At 37.0% G+C, this 22,269-nt stretch carries 16 protein-coding genes and 1 riboswitch; of the genes, 3 read left to right on the forward strand and 13 right to left on the reverse strand.

The window, feature by feature from the left end:
- Positions 1 to 699: 699 nt before the first annotated feature.
- The 3 genes from cysS to folE all read right to left on the reverse strand — a co-directional run bounded on the left by cysS (position 700) and on the right by folE (position 3,404).
- Positions 700 to 2,166: a cysteine--tRNA ligase gene (gene cysS / locus DD829_RS14040; RefSeq protein WP_108409098.1), complete on the reverse strand. Its 1,467-nt coding sequence runs from the start codon at positions 2,164 to 2,166 to the stop codon at positions 700 to 702.
- A 127-nt stretch (positions 2,167 to 2,293) separates the two neighbouring features.
- Positions 2,294 to 2,725 (reverse strand): DinB family protein, encoded by a 432-nt coding sequence (locus DD829_RS14045; RefSeq protein WP_108409099.1) that lies wholly within the window; start codon positions 2,723 to 2,725, stop codon positions 2,294 to 2,296.
- Between the two features lie 13 nt (positions 2,726 to 2,738).
- Positions 2,739 to 3,404, reverse strand: coding sequence for a GTP cyclohydrolase I FolE (gene folE, locus DD829_RS14050; protein WP_076395046.1), 666 nt, complete (start codon positions 3,402 to 3,404; stop codon positions 2,739 to 2,741).
- A gap of 97 nt (positions 3,405 to 3,501) precedes the next feature.
- Between folE and DD829_RS14055 the strand changes: the two genes are divergently transcribed.
- Positions 3,502 to 4,656 (forward strand): hypothetical protein, encoded by a 1,155-nt coding sequence (locus tag DD829_RS14055; protein ID WP_108409100.1) that lies wholly within the window; start codon positions 3,502 to 3,504, stop codon positions 4,654 to 4,656.
- 93 nt (positions 4,657 to 4,749) lie between these two features.
- Here DD829_RS14055 and metF read toward each other — a convergent pair whose 3' ends face one another.
- The 8 genes from metF to DD829_RS14095 all read right to left on the reverse strand — a co-directional run bounded on the left by metF (position 4,750) and on the right by DD829_RS14095 (position 16,101).
- Entirely contained in the window at positions 4,750 to 5,709 is a 960-nt protein-coding gene (gene metF, locus DD829_RS14060; RefSeq protein WP_059137971.1) for a methylenetetrahydrofolate reductase [NAD(P)H], read from the reverse strand.
- Positions 5,709 to 7,082, reverse strand: coding sequence for a Fic family protein (locus DD829_RS14065; protein WP_116547864.1), 1,374 nt, complete (start codon positions 7,080 to 7,082; stop codon positions 5,709 to 5,711). Before DD829_RS14065 ends, metF begins: the two co-directional genes overlap by 1 nt.
- 28 nt (positions 7,083 to 7,110) lie before the next feature.
- A complete protein-coding gene (metH, locus tag DD829_RS14070) occupies positions 7,111 to 9,771 on the reverse strand; it encodes a methionine synthase (protein ID WP_108410144.1) in 2,661 nt (886 codons plus the stop codon).
- Positions 9,772 to 9,776: 5 nt separating this feature from the next.
- Positions 9,777 to 10,868, reverse strand: coding sequence for a fatty acid desaturase family protein (locus DD829_RS14075; RefSeq protein ID WP_108410145.1), 1,092 nt, complete (start codon positions 10,866 to 10,868; stop codon positions 9,777 to 9,779).
- 84 nt (positions 10,869 to 10,952) lie between these two features.
- The gene (locus DD829_RS14080) at positions 10,953 to 11,963 is read right to left on the reverse strand and encodes a homocysteine S-methyltransferase family protein (protein ID WP_108410146.1); all 1,011 of its coding nucleotides are present in this window, start codon (positions 11,961 to 11,963) and stop codon (positions 10,953 to 10,955) included.
- Positions 11,964 to 12,154: 191 nt separating this feature from the next.
- Positions 12,155 to 13,321, reverse strand: coding sequence for an O-succinylhomoserine sulfhydrylase (locus DD829_RS14085; protein ID WP_108410147.1), 1,167 nt, complete (start codon positions 13,319 to 13,321; stop codon positions 12,155 to 12,157).
- A gap of 295 nt (positions 13,322 to 13,616) precedes the next feature.
- Positions 13,617 to 15,161, reverse strand: a complete 1,545-nt coding sequence (locus DD829_RS14090) for an ACT domain-containing protein (protein ID WP_108410148.1) — start codon at positions 15,159 to 15,161, stop codon at positions 13,617 to 13,619.
- Complete coding sequence (locus DD829_RS14095) at positions 15,154 to 16,101, reverse strand: alpha/beta fold hydrolase (protein WP_108410149.1); 948 nt, start codon at positions 16,099 to 16,101, stop codon at positions 15,154 to 15,156. Before DD829_RS14095 ends, DD829_RS14090 begins: the two co-directional genes overlap by 8 nt.
- Before the next feature lie 57 nt (positions 16,102 to 16,158).
- A riboswitch (SAM riboswitch) is annotated at positions 16,159 to 16,266 on the reverse strand.
- A gap of 187 nt (positions 16,267 to 16,453) precedes the next feature.
- Between DD829_RS14095 and DD829_RS14100 the strand changes: the two genes are divergently transcribed.
- Positions 16,454 to 19,069 carry an MGH1-like glycoside hydrolase domain-containing protein gene (locus DD829_RS14100; protein WP_108410150.1) on the forward strand — a complete coding sequence of 872 codons (2,616 nt, stop codon included), beginning with the start codon at positions 16,454 to 16,456 and terminating at the stop codon, positions 19,067 to 19,069.
- Between the two features lie 244 nt (positions 19,070 to 19,313).
- Positions 19,314 to 20,990, forward strand: coding sequence for a T9SS type A sorting domain-containing protein (locus tag DD829_RS14105; protein WP_108410848.1), 1,677 nt, complete (start codon positions 19,314 to 19,316; stop codon positions 20,988 to 20,990).
- A 76-nt stretch (positions 20,991 to 21,066) separates the two neighbouring features.
- Here the strand turns inward: DD829_RS14105 and DD829_RS14110 are convergent, their stop codons facing one another.
- Together DD829_RS14110 and DD829_RS14115 are read right to left on the reverse strand one after the other, a co-directional pair.
- Positions 21,067 to 21,492 (reverse strand): OsmC family protein, encoded by a 426-nt coding sequence (locus DD829_RS14110; protein ID WP_108410847.1) that lies wholly within the window; start codon positions 21,490 to 21,492, stop codon positions 21,067 to 21,069.
- An 8-nt stretch (positions 21,493 to 21,500) separates the two neighbouring features.
- Positions 21,501 to 22,217, reverse strand: coding sequence for a phosphodiester glycosidase family protein (locus tag DD829_RS14115; protein WP_116547865.1), 717 nt, complete (start codon positions 22,215 to 22,217; stop codon positions 21,501 to 21,503).
- Positions 22,218 to 22,269: the final 52 nt, after the last annotated feature.

Below are 22,269 nucleotides of genomic sequence, written 5' to 3' on the forward strand. Positions count from 1 at the left end.
CCTCTGTCCCAAAATGAGCACTAAAACTAAATATATTCATCTTAAACAATTGACTATACGCAAATTTACTAAATTTAGGTGAAATTACGGATATTCAATTTTATTATGACTAAGTTACGTAATTTTTGGATTGAATATAAAAAAAAATTAAGATTGAGATTTAGGTCTAAGATTAGTTTTTAACGCAAAGTCGCAAGTTTTTTTTAAATGTCTGAGCATATTTTCGTTCGCGAAGGCGTTTCACTCAGCGAAATTATTCACAAATTTTGTCATGCTGAAAGCATTTCTGCGATTATATTTGATAGATTTCTCCTTCGTCGAAATGACAGTATTATGTATAAAAAAACTCCCGCAGATTTTGCGGATTTAGCAGATAAATTGGTTTAAAATCTTCGTAATCTGTACAATATGCGGGAGATAAAAAGTTTAAACCTTTTAATTCAAAATGTCTGAAAATACCTTTCGTTCGCAAAGGCGTTTGAATACGTTGAATCTTTGATTTCACTCAGCGAAACTATTCACAAAGTTTGTCATGCTGAAAGTATCTCTACAATTATATTTGATAGATTTTTCCTTCGTCGAAATGACAGTATTATGTATAAAAAAACTCCCGCAGATTATACAGATTTGGCGGATGATTCTGTAAAAAATCTGCGTAATCTGTACAATCTGCGGGAGATATAAAAAAGTTTAAAACTTTTAATTCAAAACATAAGAAGTTCCGTCTCTTCCGTCTTTCAGTTCGATACCTTCAGCAAGAAGCTTATCGCGGATCTGATCGGAAAGTTCGAAATTTTTTGATTTTCTTGCCTGATTTCTCAATTCAATTAAAACCTTCAGGGTCTGATCCAGTTTTTCATTATTGTTTTCCTCAATCGTCTGAAGTCCCAAAACGTCGAAAACCAAAGCATTTAAAGTAGATTTCAGTTCCTCTAAATCTTTCGTTGAGATTGTTTCCTTCCCATCATTTAAAGCAAAGATATATTTTACCGCTTCAAATAAATGCGCAATTAAAACCGGAGAATTGAAATCGTCCGTTAATGCATCATACGCTTTATTTTTCCATTCTTCAAGACTGAAACTGGAGTGTTTTTCGTCATTCGGAGTGATGCTGTCCAGTACTTTAATGGCTTCCATCAATCTCGTGTATCCTTTTTCACTCGCAATCATGGCATCATTTGAAATGTCCAAAACACTTCTGTAATGTGCCTGCAAAAAGCAGAAACGAACGATGGAAGGATGGAATGGTTTTTCGAAGAAATCATTTTCTCCTGTCACCAACTGCATTGGCAAAATATAATTTCCGGTGGATTTGCTCATACGCTGGGAATTCATCGTCAACATATTGGCGTGCATCCAGTAATTTACCGGAGAAGCATCATTGCACGCTTTTCCCTGTGCGATTTCACATTCATGGTGCGGAAATTTCAGATCCATTCCGCCTCCGTGAATATCGAAAGTTTCTCCTAAATATTTTGTACTCATTGCAGTACATTCCAGATGCCATCCTGGAAAACCTTCTCCCCATGGCGAATTCCATCTCATGATGTGTGCCGGAGAAGCTTTTTTCCACAATGCGAAATCCTGCGGATTTTTCTTTTCACCCTGTCCGTCGAGATCACGGGTATTGGCAAAAAGTTCTTCTATATTTCTTTTCGAAAGTTCACCATAGTTTAAGCCTCTTCTGTTGTATTCCAACACATCGAAATACACAGAACCGTTGCTTTCGTAGGCGAATCCTCTTTCAATTAATTTTTGAGTAAGTTCGATCTGCTCTACGATATGACCTGTTGCAGTCGGTTCAATATTCGGAGGAAGCAAATTGAACATATCCAACACTTTATGAAAATCGACTGTATATTTCTGTACAATTTCCATTGGCTCTAACTTTTCAAGACGGGTTTGTTTTACAAATCTGTCATTATTTACGTCTCCATCGTCGGTAAGATGACCTGCATCAGTAATGTTTCTTACGTAACGAACTTTATAGCCTAAATGCATTAAACTTCTGTAGATGAAGTCGAAAGAAAGGAAGGTTCTTACATTTCCCAAGTGTACATTGCTGTAAACGGTCGGTCCGCAGACGTACATTCCTACATTTCCTTCTAAAATCGGCTTGAATATTTCTTTTTCTCCCGCAAGCGAGTTGTATATTTTTAGTTGCATGATTTCTTATGAATGATAATTGATGATTAATTAATGATTTTTTTAATTTAATTCAGGATAAGTCTTTCACAACAAATAATTGTTGTAATAAAAATTTTATCTGAAACTTTTTTAAATTTTATCATTATTAAATAGCTTTTAAATGATGTTGTAAATGACTAATATAATCATTAATGATGAATTCCAAAGTAAAAATCTGAGGTTCTGTTTTCGTCATATCACAGGTTCTCTGTAAATCTTCATCCGGAATATTTTCAACTACATGTACAATCTGAAGATTCAAAATCTTCCAAAGAGTGATGATATCCGACGTTGGAATATTCTGATAATTCTGGGCTTTTACCCAAAAATCCTGATCATAGACAATATTCTCATTTTCTTTGTATTGTGTGATTACAAATCTTCTGATATTGGATAAAGCACTGTCACAAAGATGACCTAAAATTTCTTTTTTTGACCATTTTTCAGGTGAAATTTTATATGCCCAATCTTCTTCATTAATTTCTTCGAATTTAAGAAGTTCTTCTTCAACAATATTTTTAAGAATCTGATAGTCCATTCATTTAATTACTTTAATCCAATTTCGCATGGCTTCCTACATAATGAAGAAATTCCTGTCTTGTAATAGGATTGGTTCTGAAAATCCCGCTTAATTCTGCGGTAATGGTAGAACTTGCGGTATCTTTTATTCCTCTGCAATTAACGCAAAGGTGTTTTGCATCAATGATACAGGCAACGTCTTTTGTTCCTAAAGCTTCTTTTAAAGCGTTTACAATCTGCATCGTCAGTCTTTCCTGAACCTGCGGTCTTTTTGCATAATAATCCACAATCCTGTTAATTTTTGAAAGACCGATTACTTCTCCGTTCGAAATGTAAGCAACGTGTGCTCTTCCGATAATCGGCAGGAAGTGATGTTCACAGAACGAATAAACGGTGATATCTTTTTCCACCAACATTTGGCGGTATTTGTATTTATTTGAGAATGTGGAAATTCCCGGTTTGTTTTCTGGAAGAAGTCCTCCGAAAATTTCATTTACGTACATTTTAGCAACACGTTTCGGAGAGTCTTTCAGAGAATCGTCGGTCATGTCTAAACCCAGCGTTTCCATGATCTCCCCAAAAAGTTCGGTAATTTTTTCTATCTTTTCTTCCGGTGATTTATCAAAAGCATCTTCCCTTATAGGCGTATGTTCTTTTCCTGTGAAAATATCATCGTCGTTATCCGTAAAATCAACCATTTTTATTTAATTTGCACAAAAATACGGATAAAATCTGTTCGTCATATTTAATTTGGGCGAAAAACATTATCTTTTACCCCCACTATCATTTTACACCATGATTACTGCTGAAGAAGTACAAAACCAATCTCAGAGAAAGGAATTTTTAGAATTTCCGGCAAGGCTTTATCAAAAAGACAAAAACTATATAAGACCCCGAAATATTGATATCGAAGATATTTTTAACCCTCAAAAAAACAGATTTTTTAAAAACGGCGAATGTGTAAGATTTTTGTTTAAAAATAAAGAAAATAAAACCGTAGGCAAAGTTGCGGTTTTCATTAACGAAACGTATCAGCAAAAACAGCCAACCGGCGGAATCGGGTTTTTCGACTGTATCAATGATCAGGAAACTGCAGACTTTATTTTTGATCACTGCAAAAACTGGCTTCAGCAAAGAGGAATGGAAGCAATGGACGGACCAATTAATTTCGGGGAGCGCGACAAATTCTGGGGATTGGTAATTGATGGTTTTATCGAACCTCTGTTCGGAATGAATTACAATTTTCCTTATTACAAAGATCTTTTTGAAAACTACGGGTTTAAAATTTATTTTGAGCAGCTTTGTTTTTCAAGACCTATTTTTGCCGAAGTTTCGAGACTTTTTACGGTAATGCACGCCAAACACAGTAAGAATCCCGATCTTTCTGCAATGCCCATGACAAAAAATAATCTGGAAAAATTTGCCAGAGATTTTACGGAAATTTATAATAAAGCGTGGGCTGCACATGGCGAAGGAAAATGTATGCAGGAATCTAAAGTGCTGAAAATGTTTAAAACGATGAAGCCGATCATCAATGAACATATTTCATGGTTTGTTTACGAAAATGAAAAACCGATCGCGATGTGGATGAATCTTCCGGATACGAATCAGTGGTTTAAATATCTGAATGGGAAATTCGGGATCTGGGAAAAGCTGAAGTTTCTCTGGATCAAACAGTTTAAGAAGAATGAAAAAATGGTGGGTCTGGTTTTCGGCGTTGTTCCGGAATGGCAAAGGAAAGGTGTTGAAGGCTACATGATCTGGGAAGGAACACAACATTTAAGGAAACATACAGATTTTAAAATCACTGAAATGCAGTGGATCGGGGATTTTAATCCTAAGATGATTAAAATTGCGGAAAATCTTGATACTACGGTCACCCGAAAATTAGCGACGTACCGTTATCTTTTTGACAGGAATAAGGAGTTTGAGAGGCATCCTGTTTTGTGATTCAATAGATTTCGGCGGCTTCGCCGCCGAAATCTATTGAAAAGAGCTCTGCAAAAATGCAGAACTCCAATCAAAAATTCACTTTTCAATTTATTAGAATAGCGCTCCGGCTACTTTTTTAATATTATCACTTTTCCCCATCGAATAAAAATGCAGAACAGGAACTCCAAATTCCAGCAATTCTCTGCACTGTGCGATTGCCCATTCGATTCCGATTTGTTTTACGGCTTCGTTGTTTTTGGCATTTTCCACTTCATTAATTAAATCTTCCGGAAGATCAATTTTAAAAATCTGAGGCAAAATCTTTAAATGCTTTTTCGTGGCAATTGGTTTAATTCCCGGGATAATAGGAACTGTAATCCCCATTTCTCTGGCTTTCTGAACGAATTCAATGAATTTTTTATTATCGAAAAACATTTGGGTTACGATATAATCTGCTCCTGCATCCACTTTTTGTTTCAGCCATTTCAGATCATAATTCATGGATGGCGCTTCCATGTGCTTTTCAGGATAACCGGCAACGCCGATGCAGAACTTATTATGCTCATCACAAATTTCATCCTGATTATGCAGATATTTTCCTCTTCCCAGATCATTAATCTGGTGAACCAGTTCCATTGCGCTTCCGTGACCTCCCTGAGTTGGCTCAAAATACTGATGTCCTTTCATCGCATCGCCTCTGAGAGCCATCACGTTATCAATTCCGAGATACATACAGTCTACCAGAAGATATTCTGTTTCTTCTTTGGTAAAACCTCCGCAAAGCAGATGCGGAACGGTATCTACATTGTATTTGTGTTGAATAGAGGCACAAATCCCCAACGTTCCGGGACGCATTCGGGTAATTCTGCGTTCCATTAATCCGTTTCCTTTGTCGATATAAATATATTCTTCTCTGGAAGTCGTAACGTCAATGAATGGCGGTTTAAATTCCATTAAAGGATCAATATTTTTATAAAGATCTTCAATTCCGATTCCTTTTTGCGGCGGAACAACTTCAAGGGAGAATAACGTTTTTCCGTTTGCGTTTTTTATATGGTCTGTGATTTTCATTAACCTTTTTTCGTTTTATTTTTTATAAAATTTATAACATAATTTACAACTTCGCTGGCGGCTTCATTATAAATAAGATTAGGTGAATAACTATAATTATAAGAATTAGAGAATATTTCCTTCGAGTCAATAATTTGCATTCCATAATAATCAAGTTCCCACTCTTCTATAGAATATGTAATGGTTTTATTTTTTATTAGAATTTTTAATTCAAACTCAACATTAATTTTATTCTCCAAATGATCTTGAAAAGAAATGAATATATTCAATTCAATATTATCATTAAAAAAAAACTTCTTTATTCTAATTTCCTCTAGAAAATTTTTATATAAAGCAAGTGGAATTCGTGTGCCTAAATAACCCACACTTGACTTTTGAAATACACTTCCTATTTTTTCTAATTTTGGAAATAAATATTCTACAAAACCAACTACATAAGTATCAATTAAAAAATCTCTATCTTTTTCGAAATCAACAATCTTAGTATTTTGTATTTTCATCTCCTTCACAAAAAGTTCAATCTCCTTATCCAAATCATCCGGCTCATTAATATTTTCACCATTAATAGCTTTCTGCATAATATTTAAACTGTAACCAATATTTTCTGCAAATAATTTTACTAAATCTTCATAAATCCCATTATCAGCAATATTCAACGCAGCGTAATATTGAACTTTATCTCTGTTTTTTATCACAATTACCGGATAGTTATGCTTCAATAAAATAAAATTACTTAAGATTCTTGCTAATCTTCCGTTTCCGTCATCAAAAGGATGAATTGAAGTAAACTTATGATGAAAAATCGCCGACATTACTACCGGATGAAGATTTTCTTCTTCCGCATTTCTGTACCATTCCAAAAGATTATTCATTTCAAAAGGTACTTCCTCCGGATTGGTGTAATAATGAATATCACCTGAAACCGTTTTTACATGATTTGGAGAATTTTTATATTGCCCTATTTTTATTTCTTTTTCAAATTCAATTCCTTGTGGCGAAATCGTTTTTGAAAAATAAGGCTCAACCAAAATTATTTTATGCAAATCTTTAATATCGCTTTCAGAGAGTGGACGATTTTCTTTAATCAATTGAAGCATAAATCCAATCGCCTCATTATGTCCTTTAATATCCAAATGATCTTTGAAGGGTTTTCCTTTTGCTGTCAATCCGAAATTTAGAAAAGCCACAGTTTCCCCATAGCTCAATTGGTTTCCTTCAATAGCATTAGAATTGTAATTCCAATCTAATTTTAACTTCTGAAAGATTTTATTTTCCAATTCTTTAGAAAATGGTCGATGAGCATCAATTGACTTTTTTTGGTCATCAATTGATTGTATTTCTTCTAAATTTTCTAATATTTTGATATTTTTCATGATGCTATTTTATTTACAAAAATAGATTTTAATCTGCTAAGTTTGGCGACAACCATTTTCTCGCTTCCTGCAAAGCAATTCCTTTTCTTACCGAATAATCTTTCAGCTGATCTTCCGCAATTTTTCCCAATCCGAAATATTTGGCGTGCGGACTTCCAAAATAGTATCCGGAAACCGAAGCCGTTGGGAACATTGCTAAACTTTCCGTCAGATAAACTCCGATATTTTCTTCTACTTTCAGTAAATCCCAGATTGCGTGTTTTTCTAAGTGATCCGGACACGCAGGATAACCCGGAGCGGGACGAATTCCTTTATACTTTTCAGCAATTAATTCTTCGTTGGTTAAATTTTCCTGATTGGCATAACCCCAATATTCTGTTCTCACTTTTTTATGTAAAAATTCTGCGTAAGCTTCTGCAAAACGGTCTGCCAAAGCTTTTACCATGATCGCGTTGTAGTCGTCATTTGCTTTTTCGTATTCCTGCGCCAGTTCATCCGTTCCGAAACCGGTTGTTACACAGAAAGCTCCCATATAATCGGTTTTTCCTGAACTTTCAGGGGCAATAAAATCGCTTAACGCCAGATAATCTTTCCCTTTTGAACGTTGAGCCTGCTGTCTTAGGGTGATGAACTTCGTTTTCTGATCGCTGTTTTCATCAAAAATTAAAATATCATCCGTTTCGTTGGAATTGGCTTTGAAAATTCCGAAAATCGCTTTTGCTGTTAATAGCTTTTCATCCAAAATTCTTTTTAAGATCACCTGTGCATCTTTGAATAGCTCTTTTGCCTGAGCTCCTACAACCTCATCTTCTAAAATTTGCGGATATTTGCCGTGAAGATCCCAGCTCCTGAAAAACGGGGACCAGTCGATGAAAGGCAATAATTCTCTCAGATCCTGATTTTCAACAACGGTAATTCCTAACTGATTGGGTGTAAAAATTTCTTCGTTTTCCCAGTCGATTTTAAACTTATTCTGTCTGGCTTCTTCAATAGAAACGTAGTCTTTTTCTACTTGTCTGTTCAGGAACTTTTCACGGAATTCAGAATATTCACTTTTCAGATCATCAACATATTCTTTATTTCGGTCGCCCAATAATGAACTTACCACGTTTACCGCTCTGGAAGCATCATTGACGTGAACTACTGCATTTTTATATTTTAAATCAATTTTTACGGCTGTATGTGCTTTTGAAGTTGTTGCGCCGCCGATCAGCAAAGGGAAATTTAAATTCTGTCTTTCCAGTTCCTGCGCGATGTACACCATTTCGTCCAGACTTGGTGTAATCAGTCCGCTAAGTCCGATCACATCTACTTTTTCTTCAATCGCGGTCTGAATAATTTTTTCAGCCGGAACCATTACGCCAAGATCCACAATTTCATAATTGTTGCATCCTAAAACTACACTCACAATGTTTTTACCAATATCATGAACATCTCCTTTTACCGTTGCCATCAAAATTTTTCCGTTGGCAGGTTTTGTTCCGTCTTTTTCAGCTTCGATGAATGGCTGTAAATACGCCACCGCTTTTTTCATGACCCGCGCCGATTTTACAACCTGTGGTAAAAACATTTTTCCGCTTCCGAACAGATCTCCGACAACGCCCATTCCAGTCATTAAATTAATTTCAATCACATGAAGCGGTTTTTCTGCCTGTAATCTTGCTTCTTCCACATCTTCCTCGATAAAACGGTCGATTCCTTTTACCAAAGAATGGGTAATCCTTTCCTGTAAAGGTTTTGTACGCCACTCAAGTTCTTCAACTTTCTCTTTTTTAACAGATTTATTTTTTTCAGAATAGTCAAGAAGGCGTTCTGTCGCATCCTCTCTTTTATCAAGAATGACGTCTTCAACAAGCTCCAGAAGTTCTTTATTGATTTCATCATATACTTCCAGCATCGCAGGATTTACGATTCCCATATTCATTCCTGCCTGAATGGCGTGATACAGGAAAACCGAGTGCATCGCTTCTCTCACCGTATCATTTCCACGGAACGAGAACGAGACATTGGAAACTCCCCCGCTCACGGATGCATACGGAAGATTCTGGCGAACCCATCTTGTTGCTTCAATAAAATCGATGGCATTTCTGCGGTGTTCATCCATTCCCGTTGCCACAGGGAAAATATTTAAATCGAAAATAATATCTTCCGCAGGGAAATTTAAACGGTTCACTAAAATATCATAGGAGCGTTTTGAAATTTCGATTCTGCGTTCGTAGGTATCGGCTTGTCCCACCTCATCAAAAGCCATGACAATAACGGCTGCTCCGTATCTTTTGATGGCTTTTGCCTGTTTGATGAATTCTTCTTCACCTCCTTTTAAACTGATGGAATTGACCACACATTTTCCCTGTGCAACCTGCAATCCTGCTTCCAGAATTTCCCATTTTGAAGAGTCGATCATGAGAGGAATTCTTGCGATGTCCGGTTCTGAGGCAATCAGGTTTAAAAATTTAATCATGGAAGCCTTTCCGTCGATCAGTCCATCGTCAAAATTAACGTCGAGAATCTGTGCACCGCCTTCAACCTGATGGCGTGCAATATCGAGCGCTTCCCCGAATTTTTCTTCTTTTATTAATCTTAAAAATTTCTTTGAACCGGCAACATTGGTTCTTTCCCCAACGTTGATAAAGTTACTTTCCGGTGTAATAATCAAAGGCTCAAGCCCCGATAATCTTAAATATTTCATCAAATTTATTCTTCTAAAATAAAATATGCGTTATTCGCATTTTGCTTCAGCAAATCCACATGTTTGCCCAAAGCGGTGGTCATTGGAAATCTTTTGTATGCTAAACCGTGTTCTTTGGCAAACTGTTCGATTTTTTCTGTAATTTCATTATAATAAGCATAACTGTAATTCGGAAAAAGATGGTGGGCAACGTGAAAGTTGAAATTCCCCAATACATTTCTTACAAACCAGTTATTTTCTTTTAAATCGTTGGTGACTTCAAACTGATGGTGAAGCCAACTAAATGGAAGTCCGTTTTTCTCATCGAGTTTCGGAAAGGCATTATCTGGAAGCGGATGTAAAGGCAACAGGACAAAAAGCGCAAAAATACTCGCCGCAATTACCTGTAAAAACCATGCTCCCAAAGCCAAACCTAAAGACACTTTAAAAAACAGAACAGGAACAGCAATCTGATAGAAAAAGTAAAACAGTTTATACGCCACCATTTTAATTTTTTCTTTTACTGGAATCGCTCCCTGCGTTTTCAGGATCACTCTTTCGTTATCGAAAAAATCTCTGAAATCACGGATAAACATCCAGTTGAACAGATATAAAGGATAGACCAGAAAGAAAAAGCGGTGCTGGTATTTCTGAATGCCTTTTGCTTTGATCCATGGAACGATTAAAAGCAATCCGCTCTGCTCAATGTCTGTGTCCCAACCGTCCACATTCGGATATGCGTGATGTGCTGCAATATGTCTTTTTTTCCAGATGTAGGAATTCGCTCCCACAAAATCGAAAATCTGTAAAACCAGGCTGTTCAGTCTTTTACTTTTAAAAATATTATTGTGAGCCGCTTCATGAATTAAATTCAGATAAATTAAAACCAGAGAAAACCCCATCAGAATGAAACTCAGGATATAAACTCCAGACTGATCTGCATGTAGAAGTGCAAAGACATATAAACCGAAATAGACCAAAGGCAGAATAACTGCTTTGATCTGAATATAAATGTCCCTGTTTTCGGGAATGGCTTCTACTCTTTGGTTCACTTTTTTTCTGAGTTCATTAAACAATTTGGCATCCTCTGAATTTTTAAAGTAAATAGGTTTTTCCATTATATTTAATTTTGTGTGATAATTAAAAATAATATTAAAAACTGTTCCTTTTTTTTACTGTTTTAATTAAAAAATTCTATTCATTCAGACCAATTCTCTCAATTTTCTTGGCGGATATTGCGAAACCAGATCTGCAATTGCCTTGATGTGTTCCGGCGTTGTTCCGCAGCAGCCTCCAATGATGTTGATTAATCCTTTTTCTACATATTCTTTGATCTGACTCGCCATGTCTTCCGGTGTCTCATCATACTTCCCGAAAGCATTTGGTAGACCTGCATTCGGATAAGCTGAAACAGCAAATTCTGAATTATGAGCGAGTGTTTCTAGATAAGGCGTCAATTGGTTTGCTCCCAAAGCGCAGTTAAAACCTACACTTAAAAGATTTAAATGGGAAACTGAGATCAAAAACGCTTCTGCGGTCTGTCCGCTCAACGTTCTTCCTGAAGCATCCGTGATTGTTCCTGAAACCATGATTGGAATCTTGATATTTCTTTCGTCCTGAAGTTCGTCAATGGCGAAAAGTGCTGCTTTTGCATTCAATGTATCGAAAATGGTTTCCACCAAAAGAATATCTGATCCTCCGTCCAATAAGGCTTCGCATTGCTGTTTGTAAGCGATTCTCAGTTCATCAAAAGTAATGGCTCTGTATCCGGGATCATTCACATCGGGGCTTAAACTTGCGGTTCTGTTGGTTGGACCGATGGAGCCTGCCACAAATCTTGGTTTATCCGGATTTTTCGCAGTGTACTCGTCGCAGGCTTTTCTTGCAATTTTTGCAGATTCGTAATTCAGTTCGTAAACGAGATCTTCCATGTAATAATCTGCCATGGCAATGGTTGTTCCTGAAAATGTATTGGTCTCGATGATGTCTGCTCCCGCTTCAAGGTATTTTTTGTGAACTTCTTCAATGGCATGAGGCTGCGTTAAAGACAACAAATCATTGTTTCCTTTTACCGGATGTTCCCAGTTTTTGAAACGTTCGCCACGGTAATCTTCTTCTTCGAATTTATACCGCTGAAGCATGGTTCCCATCGCTCCGTCGAGAATTAAAATTCTTTCGGATAATGCTTTGTATAGTTGTTCTGAATTTTTCATTTATTATATTTTTTTCCATAGGTTGCACCTACGGTTATTATTGTTGAACCCTTCGGGTTTTATAATGCTGAATCTTTCGCAGCCCGACTTGAGCGGAGCTCTTTTTGCTGTAGCGAAGCGGAGGCAAAAAAGCGGGAGCCCTTCGATAGACTCAGGATAAACTACATGCGGATAAAGCTGCCCAAATCAAATTAATCCAATGCCTGTCTTAAATCTGCAATGATATCTTCCACATTTTCCAGACCTACTGAACAACGAACCAGACCTGCAGTAATTCCGACTTCATTTCTTTCTTCGTCTGATAGTTTAGAGTGCGTTGTAGAAGCAGGATGCGTTACAATGGTTCTCGTATCACCTAAGTTTGCGGAAAGGGAACACATTTTTATTTTATCTAAAAAGTTTCTCCCCCCTTCAATTCCGCCTTTGATTTCGAAGACAACGATGTTTCCGCCTAATTTCATTTGCTTTTTCGCAATTTCATAGCTTGAATGAGATTTTAAGAACGGATATTTTACTAATTCTACATTGGGATGACTTTCAAGAAACTCGGCAACTTTCAGTGCGTTCTCGCAATGTTTTTCTACACGAATTGCCAGTGTTTCTAGACTTTTAGACAAAACCCAAGCGTTGAAAGGTGACATGGCGGGTCCTGTATTTCTGGCGAAAAGATAGATTTCACGGATCAGGTCTTCTCTTCCAACCGCTACTCCTCCTAAAACGCGACCTTGTCCGTCAATTAACTTGGTTGCGGAATGCACCACAATGTCTGCTCCGTATTTTATCGGTTGTTGCAGATAAGGTGTCGCAAAGCAGTTATCCACAATAAAAATTAAGTTGTGTTTCTTCGCAATGTGTCCGAAAAACTCTAAATCCAAAACCTCAATCGCAGGATTGGTAGGTGTTTCCAGATATAAAATTTTCGTGTTGGGCTGAATATATTTTTCTACATTCTCTGCATCTTCTGCTTTAAAATAGGTTGTTTCGATATTCCATTTCGGGAAATATTTTGTGAACAAAGTATGCGTAGAACCGAAAACGGACTGACAGCTTACAATATGATCTCCGGCATTTAACAAAGTCGCAAATGTGGAGTAAATCGCTGCCATTCCTGTGGCAAAAGCATATCCTGCTTCTGCGCCTTCCATTTTGGCAATTTTATCGGTAAATTCTGTTACGTTCGGATTTGAAAAACGGCTGTATAAATTTTTTGGTTTTTCTTCCGCAAAGCTCGCTCTCATGTCTTCCGCATCCTTAAAAATAAAGCTGGATGTGAGATACAAAGGCGTGGAATGCTCATCAAACTGGGTTCTTTCAGTCTGGGTTCTTATGGCAAAGGTTTCAAAATTTTCGTTTTCCATATAGTTTAAAATGTAACAATGTATCGGTTTAGCAATGTAACAATTAGATGCTTCGACAAGCTCAGCATGACAATTGTAATGAATATTGGTAACTGCTACATTATTAAATTGTTATATTAATATTATTATTTCGTTCCATAGGTTTTACCTACGGCTATTAATGTTTTATTTTTTCCATAGGTTTTCACCTACGGCTACTAATATTGAACCCTTCGGGTTTAAACGCTGTTTTATTTCGTTCCATAGGTTCTACCTACGGCTATTAATATTGAACCCTTCGGGTTCACAGGTTCTTCTATTTCGTTTCACTTACTCTTAAAATGTCTCCGAATACACCTCTTGCCGTAACTATTGCGCCGGCGCCGGCTCCCATGATGACGATTGGGTTTTCTCCGTAACTTTCGGTGTAGATTTCGAAGATTGAATCTGAGCCTTTTAGTTGTCCTAACGCGGAAGTTGCCGGAACGGAAATTAATTTCACATCCAGTTCTCCTTTTTCTTTCTGCAAATCTCCGTGAAGATCTCCCACATATCTTAAAACGTGTCCTTCTTCCTGATTTTCTTTGATTTTCTGATATTCCGCATCTAATTCGTCCAGTCTTGAAAGGAATTCTGATTTGGAAACAGAAAGCAGATTTTCAGAAACAAGATTCTGAATTTTAATATCTTCAAACTCATTGATTAAGTCTAATTCTCTCGCCAGAATCAATAATTTTCTTGCCACATCGTTTCCTGACAGGTCTTCTCTTGGATCGGGTTCTGTATATCCTTTTTCCAACGCTTCATTGATGATGGTGGAAAACTTATCGTCTCTCAAAGAAAAATTATTGAAAACATAGCTTAATGTTCCTGAGAAAACGCCTTTAATTCTTGTGATATTTTCTCCTGAAAGGTGTAGAAGTTTAATGGTGTCGATCAATGGTAAACCTGCTCCCACATTGGTTTCGTAGAGATAGCGTCTGTTGTTTTTGTTCAACGTATATCTTAGTTGACGGTATTCTGAAATCGGAAGGGTGTTGAAAATTTTGTTGGAAGAAACGAGATCGAAGCCGTTTTCTGCCAATGTGTGATAATTTTTCACGAAGTCTTTGCTTGCGGTGTTATCCACAACGATTAAATTTTCAAGCTGATTTTCTTTGGAGAAATTAATCAGTTCCTGAACATCGGAAGGTTTTTCTGCCGTTAAAACCTCATCATTCCAATTGCTGTCGAATCCTTTTTTGTTGAATGCTATTTTCCTGGAATTGGCAACTGCAACTACTTTCAGGTCTATTTTTTTTCGTCTTTTAATTTCTTCTGAAGATTCCAAAACCTGCTGTATTAAAGTTTTCCCTACGTTTCCGTGACCGATGATTGCCAGATGAACGGTTTTCGGTTTTTTGGAAATTTCAGATTCGATGATATTTTTTGCTTTTTCGTCCTGTGAAGATGTCACAACGATATTTACACGTTTTTCGGCTGCAATCTGGTTCAAAAGCAATGGAAAGACATTATTTCTTGCGAGTTCCGCCAATACTTTGTTGAAATCCTCTGCAACAAATCCTAACACCGACACATTATTGATGCTGTAAATCTGGGAAACTTTCCCCGATTTTCTTTCTGGTTCAAATTCGTCAATCAAACAATTGACTGCTTTTTCGGAATCGTTTTCATGAACTAAAATGGAGATTCCGTTTTCAATTGCCTGCTGGGAAATTACTCCCACACTGATTCGCGCCAAAGTAAGCGCTTTAAAAATTCGTCCGTCGATCCCGATTTCACCTAAGAAATCTTCTCCTTCAAATTTGATGATGGATCTGTTTTTTAAAAATTTTATTTCTTTAGCATTAATCTTACTCATTTTTCAAAATATTTTTAATGATCGTATTTAATTGTTTATATTCCATTAAGAAGGCATCGTGCCCATGAACTGAGGTGATCTCGTGATAGAAAACATCTTTGTTTTTCTCTTTCAGCTTTTCAAAACACATCCGGATTTCTGAGGCGGGGAAAAATAAATCTGTATCTACAGAGATCATGTGCATTCGCGCCTGAATTTTTTCCAAATGTTCTTCATTGGCATTGATGTTCATCAGCAAATGATTCATGAGCTTGTATGATTTTAAACTAAATCTTTCGTTTAAAGCTTTTCCGTGATAAACAAGCCAGTCTTCTGACTCTAATCTCTGCTTTTCTTCACTGTATCTGTTTTGAAATCTGTTATTTAACGATTCAGGAGTCCTGTAGCACAACATTGCATGAATTCTGGCTTTCTGTAAAGGTTCATCGTTTTGATTTAATAAAAATTTCTGAACCAGACATTGTGCATGAAGCCAGTCGTGGGTTTTAAAATCGCATGCTACCGGGATGAAAATTTCGGCAAGATGTGGCTTTTTCACCAGCATTTCCCAGCCGATTCCGCCTCCTAAAGAACCTCCAATAATGGCGTGTAAACTTTTGATATTTAAAATTTCAAGGCCTTTCAAAAATATGTTTGCTATATCTGAAGGCGTGAAATCTTCACATTCATCAATAAAAAAATCATCAAATCCGTTTCCGGGAATATTGAAGCACAGAACTGTATATTGGTCGGTATCGATTACCTGATGTTCTCCAACCAGTTGTTTCCACCATCCTTTTTCTCCGGAAACATTGGAATTTCCGGTTAAAGCATGATTCACTAAAATGATCGGGGCAGAAAACAGGTCTTTCCCGAAAAGCTGATAGCTCAACGGGATATTGTATTCCTTTTGGGAATCGGTACGATACGAAAAATTAATATGTTTAAGTTCTGTTTTCAATTCTATTATTTTAATACAATTGAAAATGCCACAGGAAATGGCTGAAAGAACTTCAGTGAGTTATCTGTCCAAAATAATTCTGGTAGAACGTAGCACCTTCATTGCTTGCGCAAAGGGTTGCTAAGGTTTCATAGGGTCTAATCCCTCAACCTTTCTTGATAACATTTTCAATATTTGAATGAACGAATGGTGCAAAGATAAAACTTTTCTTTTAAATATTTATAAAAATTTAATTTAATCTTACAAACCCCGATAAACAGAAGGCTTTCAGGGAAATATTAATAATAATTCCAATTTCGTGAGTTGGAATTTTTTCGCAAAAAAACTAACTTCGTAATGAAAATGATGAGATATGATTGCTGAAAAACAAAGATTACAAGACACAAACTGGAAAAACTGGGGACCTTATGTGAGTAACCGGCAATGGGGAAATGTACGCGAAGACTACAGCCCAAACGGCGATGCATGGAATTTCGCCAATCACAATAACGCAGAAAGCTATGCCTACCGTTGGGGAGAGGAAGGGATAGCGGGAATTTCTGATGCAAAGCAGCTTTTCTGTTTTGCGCTTTCGTTCTGGAACAAAAAAGATAAGATGGTGAAGGAGCGCTTCTTTGGATTGAGCAATCCACAGGGAAATCATGGAGAAGACATTAAAGAACTATTTTATTATCTGGATAATACACCTACTCACAGCTATATGAAAATGGTGTACAAATATCCGATTAATGCGTTTCCGTATGATGAACTGCTTTCTGAAAATGGAAAAAGAAGTAAAAAGGAAGCGGAATATGAAATTTTCGACACCGGAATTTTTGATCAGGATGAATATTTTGATATTTTTATAGAGTACGCTAAAGCAGAATACAACGATATTTTAGTAAGAGTAACGGTCTGCAACAGAAGCAATATAGTGGCTCCGATTGTATTGGCTCCCACGGTGTGGTTCAGAAATAACTGGAAATGGGGTTATAATACGTATAAAGGACAAATCAATGCTTCTCATGAAGGCTGCATCACCATCAACCATGACAGTGTTCCGATAAAAAAGTTTTATTCAAGAAATATTGCCGCGGAAAGTGTTTTCTGTGATAATGAAACCAACAGTCCGAAATTATACGGAACACCCTATCCGGGAAATACTTATTACAAGGATGGCATCAACGATTATATCACCTACGGAAGCAACACCGTGAATCCTGAAAAGAGAGGAACAAAAGCTTCTTTTTTAATTGATGAAGTGATTGAAGCCGGACAATCGAAAACGTTTGATTTCAGATTGTCTCCCAATGAACTGGAGAATCCGTTTTATGAATTTGATGAGATCTTTAGCAGCAGAGTTGCTGAAGCGGATGAATTTTATGCCGAAATTCAGAATGACGTTTCTGATGACGATGAAAAAAACGTTCAAAGGCAGGCTTTTGCAGGACTTCTCTGGAACAAGCAGTTTTATCACTATAATGTAGGAAAATGGCTGAAAGGCGATCCGAATTTTGAAGCTCCCAGAAATTTTAACCATTATGTCCGAAACACGGAATGGAATCATATGCACAATAAAGACATCATCTCGATGCCTGATAAATGGGAATATCCTTGGTATGCAACTTGGGATCTTGCCTTCCATTGTGTTCCGTTTGCGATTATTGATGCGGAATTTGCAAAAGGACAGCTTCTTTTATTAACGAAAGAATGGTATATGCATCCGAACGGACAGCTTCCTGCCTACGAATGGAACCTGAGCGATGTAAACCCTCCCGTTCATGCGTGGTCGTGCTTCCGAGTATTTAAAATTGATGAAAAGCAAAACGGCAAACCTGATCTTTTATTTTTAGAAAAGGTTTTTCAGAAATTACTGCTGAATTTCACCTGGTGGGTAAACCGAAAAGATAAAAACGGAAAAAATATTTTCGGGGGAGGTTTTCTAGGGCTTGATAACATCGGGGCTTTTGACCGGAATATGGTGCTAAAAGACGGACAGCATCTGGAGCAGGCCGACGGAACGAGCTGGATGGCAATGTACGCTCTGAATATGATGCGAATTGCCATGGAACTGGCTCAGTATTATCAGGTGTATGAAGATATGGCGATTAAATTTTTTGAGCATTATCTTTATATCGCCGAAGCCATGGAAAATCTGGGTGAAGGCACAAAAGGACTCTGGAATGAAGAAGACGGCTTTTTCTACGATGTGCTTCAGCTTGGGAACGGCGACAGTGTCTCCCTGAAGCTGAGAAGTATTGTAGGATTGATTCCTATGTTTGCCGTAGAAATCATCGATCATCATCTGTTGGATAAAATGCCCAACTTTACCACCAGAATGGATTGGATTTTGAAAAACAAACCTGAACTCACGAAACTTGTTTCGCACTGGGAAGAAGAAGGTCATGGAAGAAAGCATCTGATGAGTATTCTGAGAAAAAACCGTCTGACAAAAGTTTTGACCAGAATGCTTGATGAGAAAGAATTTTTAAGCCAATACGGAATTCGGGCAATGTCTAAGGTGTATGAAGAAAAACCGTTCAAATTTTCTGTTCATGGCACTGAAAATATTGTTTATTATACGCCTGCAGAAAGTGACAGCCGAATGTTCGGGGGAAACAGCAACTGGCGTGGTCCGATCTGGTTCCCGATCAACTTCCTGATTGTAGAAAGTTTGCAGAGATTCCATTTCTATTACGGAAACAGCATGAAAGTGGAATTGCCGACCGGAAGCGGAGAGAAGAAAAATCTGGATGAAGTCGCCCACGATATCAGCAACAGACTTTGTTCTATTTTCCTAAAAGACGAGAATGGAGAACGTGCTTTCAACGGAGGAAATGCGAAGTTTAATTACGATGAAAATTTTAAAGATTACATTACCTTTTTCGAATATTTTCACGGTGATAACGGCCGCGGTGTAGGAGCATCGCATCAGACAGGATGGACAGCTACGGTTGCCAAGCTTTTGAAGCCAAGATTGTTGATGTAATATTAACTAAACATAAATTTTAACAGGATATTTCAATTTTGAGATATCCTTTTTTTATTATTCACCACATAACATAAATACCGTCAGTTGATATGTTAAAGGTTATAGCTAAAATCTATTTTCTCATTAGTACAAAATAAATTTTTATGCATTTAACATAAAAAATCAATATTTATAAGCAAAAATAATTATTAATTTAATACCTAATAACTATATTAGCAGAATAAAATCTAATAATTATTTCATGAAAGTAAAACTACTACCTATTGCAACTTTTTTAGTTTCATCGTTATTCACAACCCATGTAAAAGCGCAGAATTATCAGCCTTTATTTATTCAGAGCGGATATAATGCAGATGTAGTCGCCAACGGTGTGGGTTCATCGGCTTCTTCCACCAATAATGATGTTGATGGGGTAAGCTATGCATTTGTCTCAAGAGATTTTCAGTTAACGGCTTCAAGTTCGCAACTTACTTACGGACTGCCTGTGAATGGAATTATCAATTCTGTAGTTTCTTCAACTCCGGGACTTTCCTATCAACTGGCATCTTACAGTTCAAACAATGTTTTAAGGCTGCAAAACAGTGGCGATAACGGAACTTTACAATTTTCCAACCCCCTTTCAGCAAACACACTGTATATGTTGGCAACAGGAGGAAGCGGATCCTGTACCGTAGATGTGGATGTAAATTTTACAGACAATACTTCTCAGACGTTTACCGGCATCAGTATTTCCGACTGGTATTACGGGAGCAATTTTGCCATTCAGGGAATCGGAAGGATCAACATCAGCAATAACAATCTTGAATCCGGTTCCGGAACAGATCCCAGACTTTACCAGATTCCTTTATCAATAAATCCTACAAATTTATCCAGAGTCATTAAAAGTGTTACGGTAACCAAATCCGGTTCGGGAGGTATTCCGAATATTTTTGCTTTTGCAGCAGATTCTTATAATCCCTGCGAAGCGCCTACCAACATTACCGCGGTTACTACCATGAACGGAGCGACGTTAAGCTGGACAGCTCCTTCCAGTGCACCTTCTTCGGGATATCAATATTATTACAGTACTTCTTCCACTCCACCTACAGCAAGTACAACACCTACAGGAAGTGTACCTTCGGGAACTTCAGTTACTCTGAACAGTTTATCAACAGGACAAACCTACTATTTCTGGGTAAGATCCTATTGCGGAGGTTCATCATATGGATTCTGGAAAATGAAGCAGTTTGCACCGGGACAAATTTCTGCAACGTATACAGGCGGAGATATCAGTACGGAATTCAACTGGGGACCGGATAATACAACAACAACTAACTGTGCAGGAAGTGTATCTATCAATATTCCGAATGGGTACAAAGTTGTATCTACAGATGTGAGCTATACGATGACAACGGCAAGCAACGGATGGATGTCTGAACAGAAAAGTTTATTGGTATGTTCTTCTAACGGAACAGCAGAATCATCTGTAAGTTCAGGATCGGGATCAAACGGAGGAACGTTTTCTTATAACAGAACGGGACTCAATATTGCCAATAATTTAACAGGAATGGTAAATTTTGATCTGCGAGCATGGAGAACTTACGGAGGCTCCGGTTGCAGTGTAGATTACAACAAAGTGGATAACGGAACTTTTACGGTAACCGTAACTGTTCAGCCTGTTGTTTTGGCAACCGGTGAGGTGACTGCGAAAGAGAAAGAAAGAATTGCCTATCCGAATCCTTTTGCTGATGTTCTTTATCTTGAAAAACCTGAAAATGTGAAAAAAGCAGTAATTACGGATGCTTCGGGAGTGGTGGTACAAACTGTTGAAAATCCTTCTTCATCCCTATTCCTTGGAGGAATAAAATCCGGAATGTATATTCTGACTTTAACCATGAAAGACGGTTCTGTAAAAAGTATGAAAACCATGAAAAAATAAATAACCATTGGTAACGAAAATCGCGGGCAGAAATAAATTTCTGCCCGCGATTTGTTTTTAATATTGTAAGTAAAGATTACGCTTCTGCGATCTCTCCGTTTACAAATACTTCATATCCTATTTCTACATTCGGTTCCAGTGTTTTGGAAACCGAACAGTATTTCTCGAAAGACAACTGGGCTGCTTTCTGCGCTTTTTTAGGATCAATATTCCCTTCCAGAAGAAACTTAACTTTTATAGATTTGAAAGGTTTTGCATCATCTACAGGAATTCTTTCGCCTTCTACTTCTGCTTTAAAATCTGTGATTTCCTGTCTCTGTTTTTTCAGAATAGAAACAACGTCTATTCCGCTGCATCCCGCAACTGCCATCAGAACACTTTCCATCGGAGAAACTCCTTTCGCTCCGGGCTGTGTTGTATTATCTAAAAGAATTGAATTCCCCTGAGAATTGGTACATTCAAATAAAAAATCGTCGTTGATTCGGTTAAGTGATATTTTCATTTTTAAATTTATTTTTTAGATGTGGTAACCCCGATCATGACTCCGAAGTTTCCGTCTTCCTGCGTCCATTTCTGTTCGGGACAATAGGTTCTGGAAACGAAGCCATCAAGATACAAAGCTTTTGTACAGCCTGATTCTTTAAATACGGAAGCAAAATTATAAAAATTAACCTCTTTTTTAGACATTATTAAAACTATATTTCCATCATTTAGAATTCCGACTCCATTTCTGATGTTGATATTTTTTGAATCTTTTTTAAATATTGGATTTATTTTCCCATCAATCAGCAATATCGGTCCGGATTGTGTTGCATATTTTATTTCAGAATTATTTCTGAAAGCTTTTGTTTCAACAATTTCAGCTTCATTATTTTTTGTGAGATAAAATATTCCGTTAGGATGGAGATAAAAATTTCCTTTACCGGATAAAGTATCTGTTTTATTCAGGATTTTAAAATTTTCAATATACAATCCTTTGGGAAAGTTATTGGGTTCAAACATTCCGCCGTTCATGGCAAATATTAATTCTTTATTTCCCTGCTCCGTTTTATTCTTTAGATGAGCAATGCTTTTAAGAATTGTTCCGTTATCATCTTTCCAGTAAAAAGCAACATTTTGTATTTTAGGATTTACTTTAAAAATGACAAAATCATCCTCTTGTTTTATTTTCTTGTCGCAGGATAAAAAACAACAGAGACATACTATAAACAATGCAATTTTCGTCATTTATAAGTTTGCTTAAATCATTTGTGAATTTTGCGGTTCATTTTGCAATGAA

The organism is Chryseobacterium sp. HMWF035, assembly GCF_003094695.1.
GTDB lineage: Bacteria > Bacteroidota > Bacteroidia > Flavobacteriales > Weeksellaceae > Chryseobacterium > Chryseobacterium gambrini.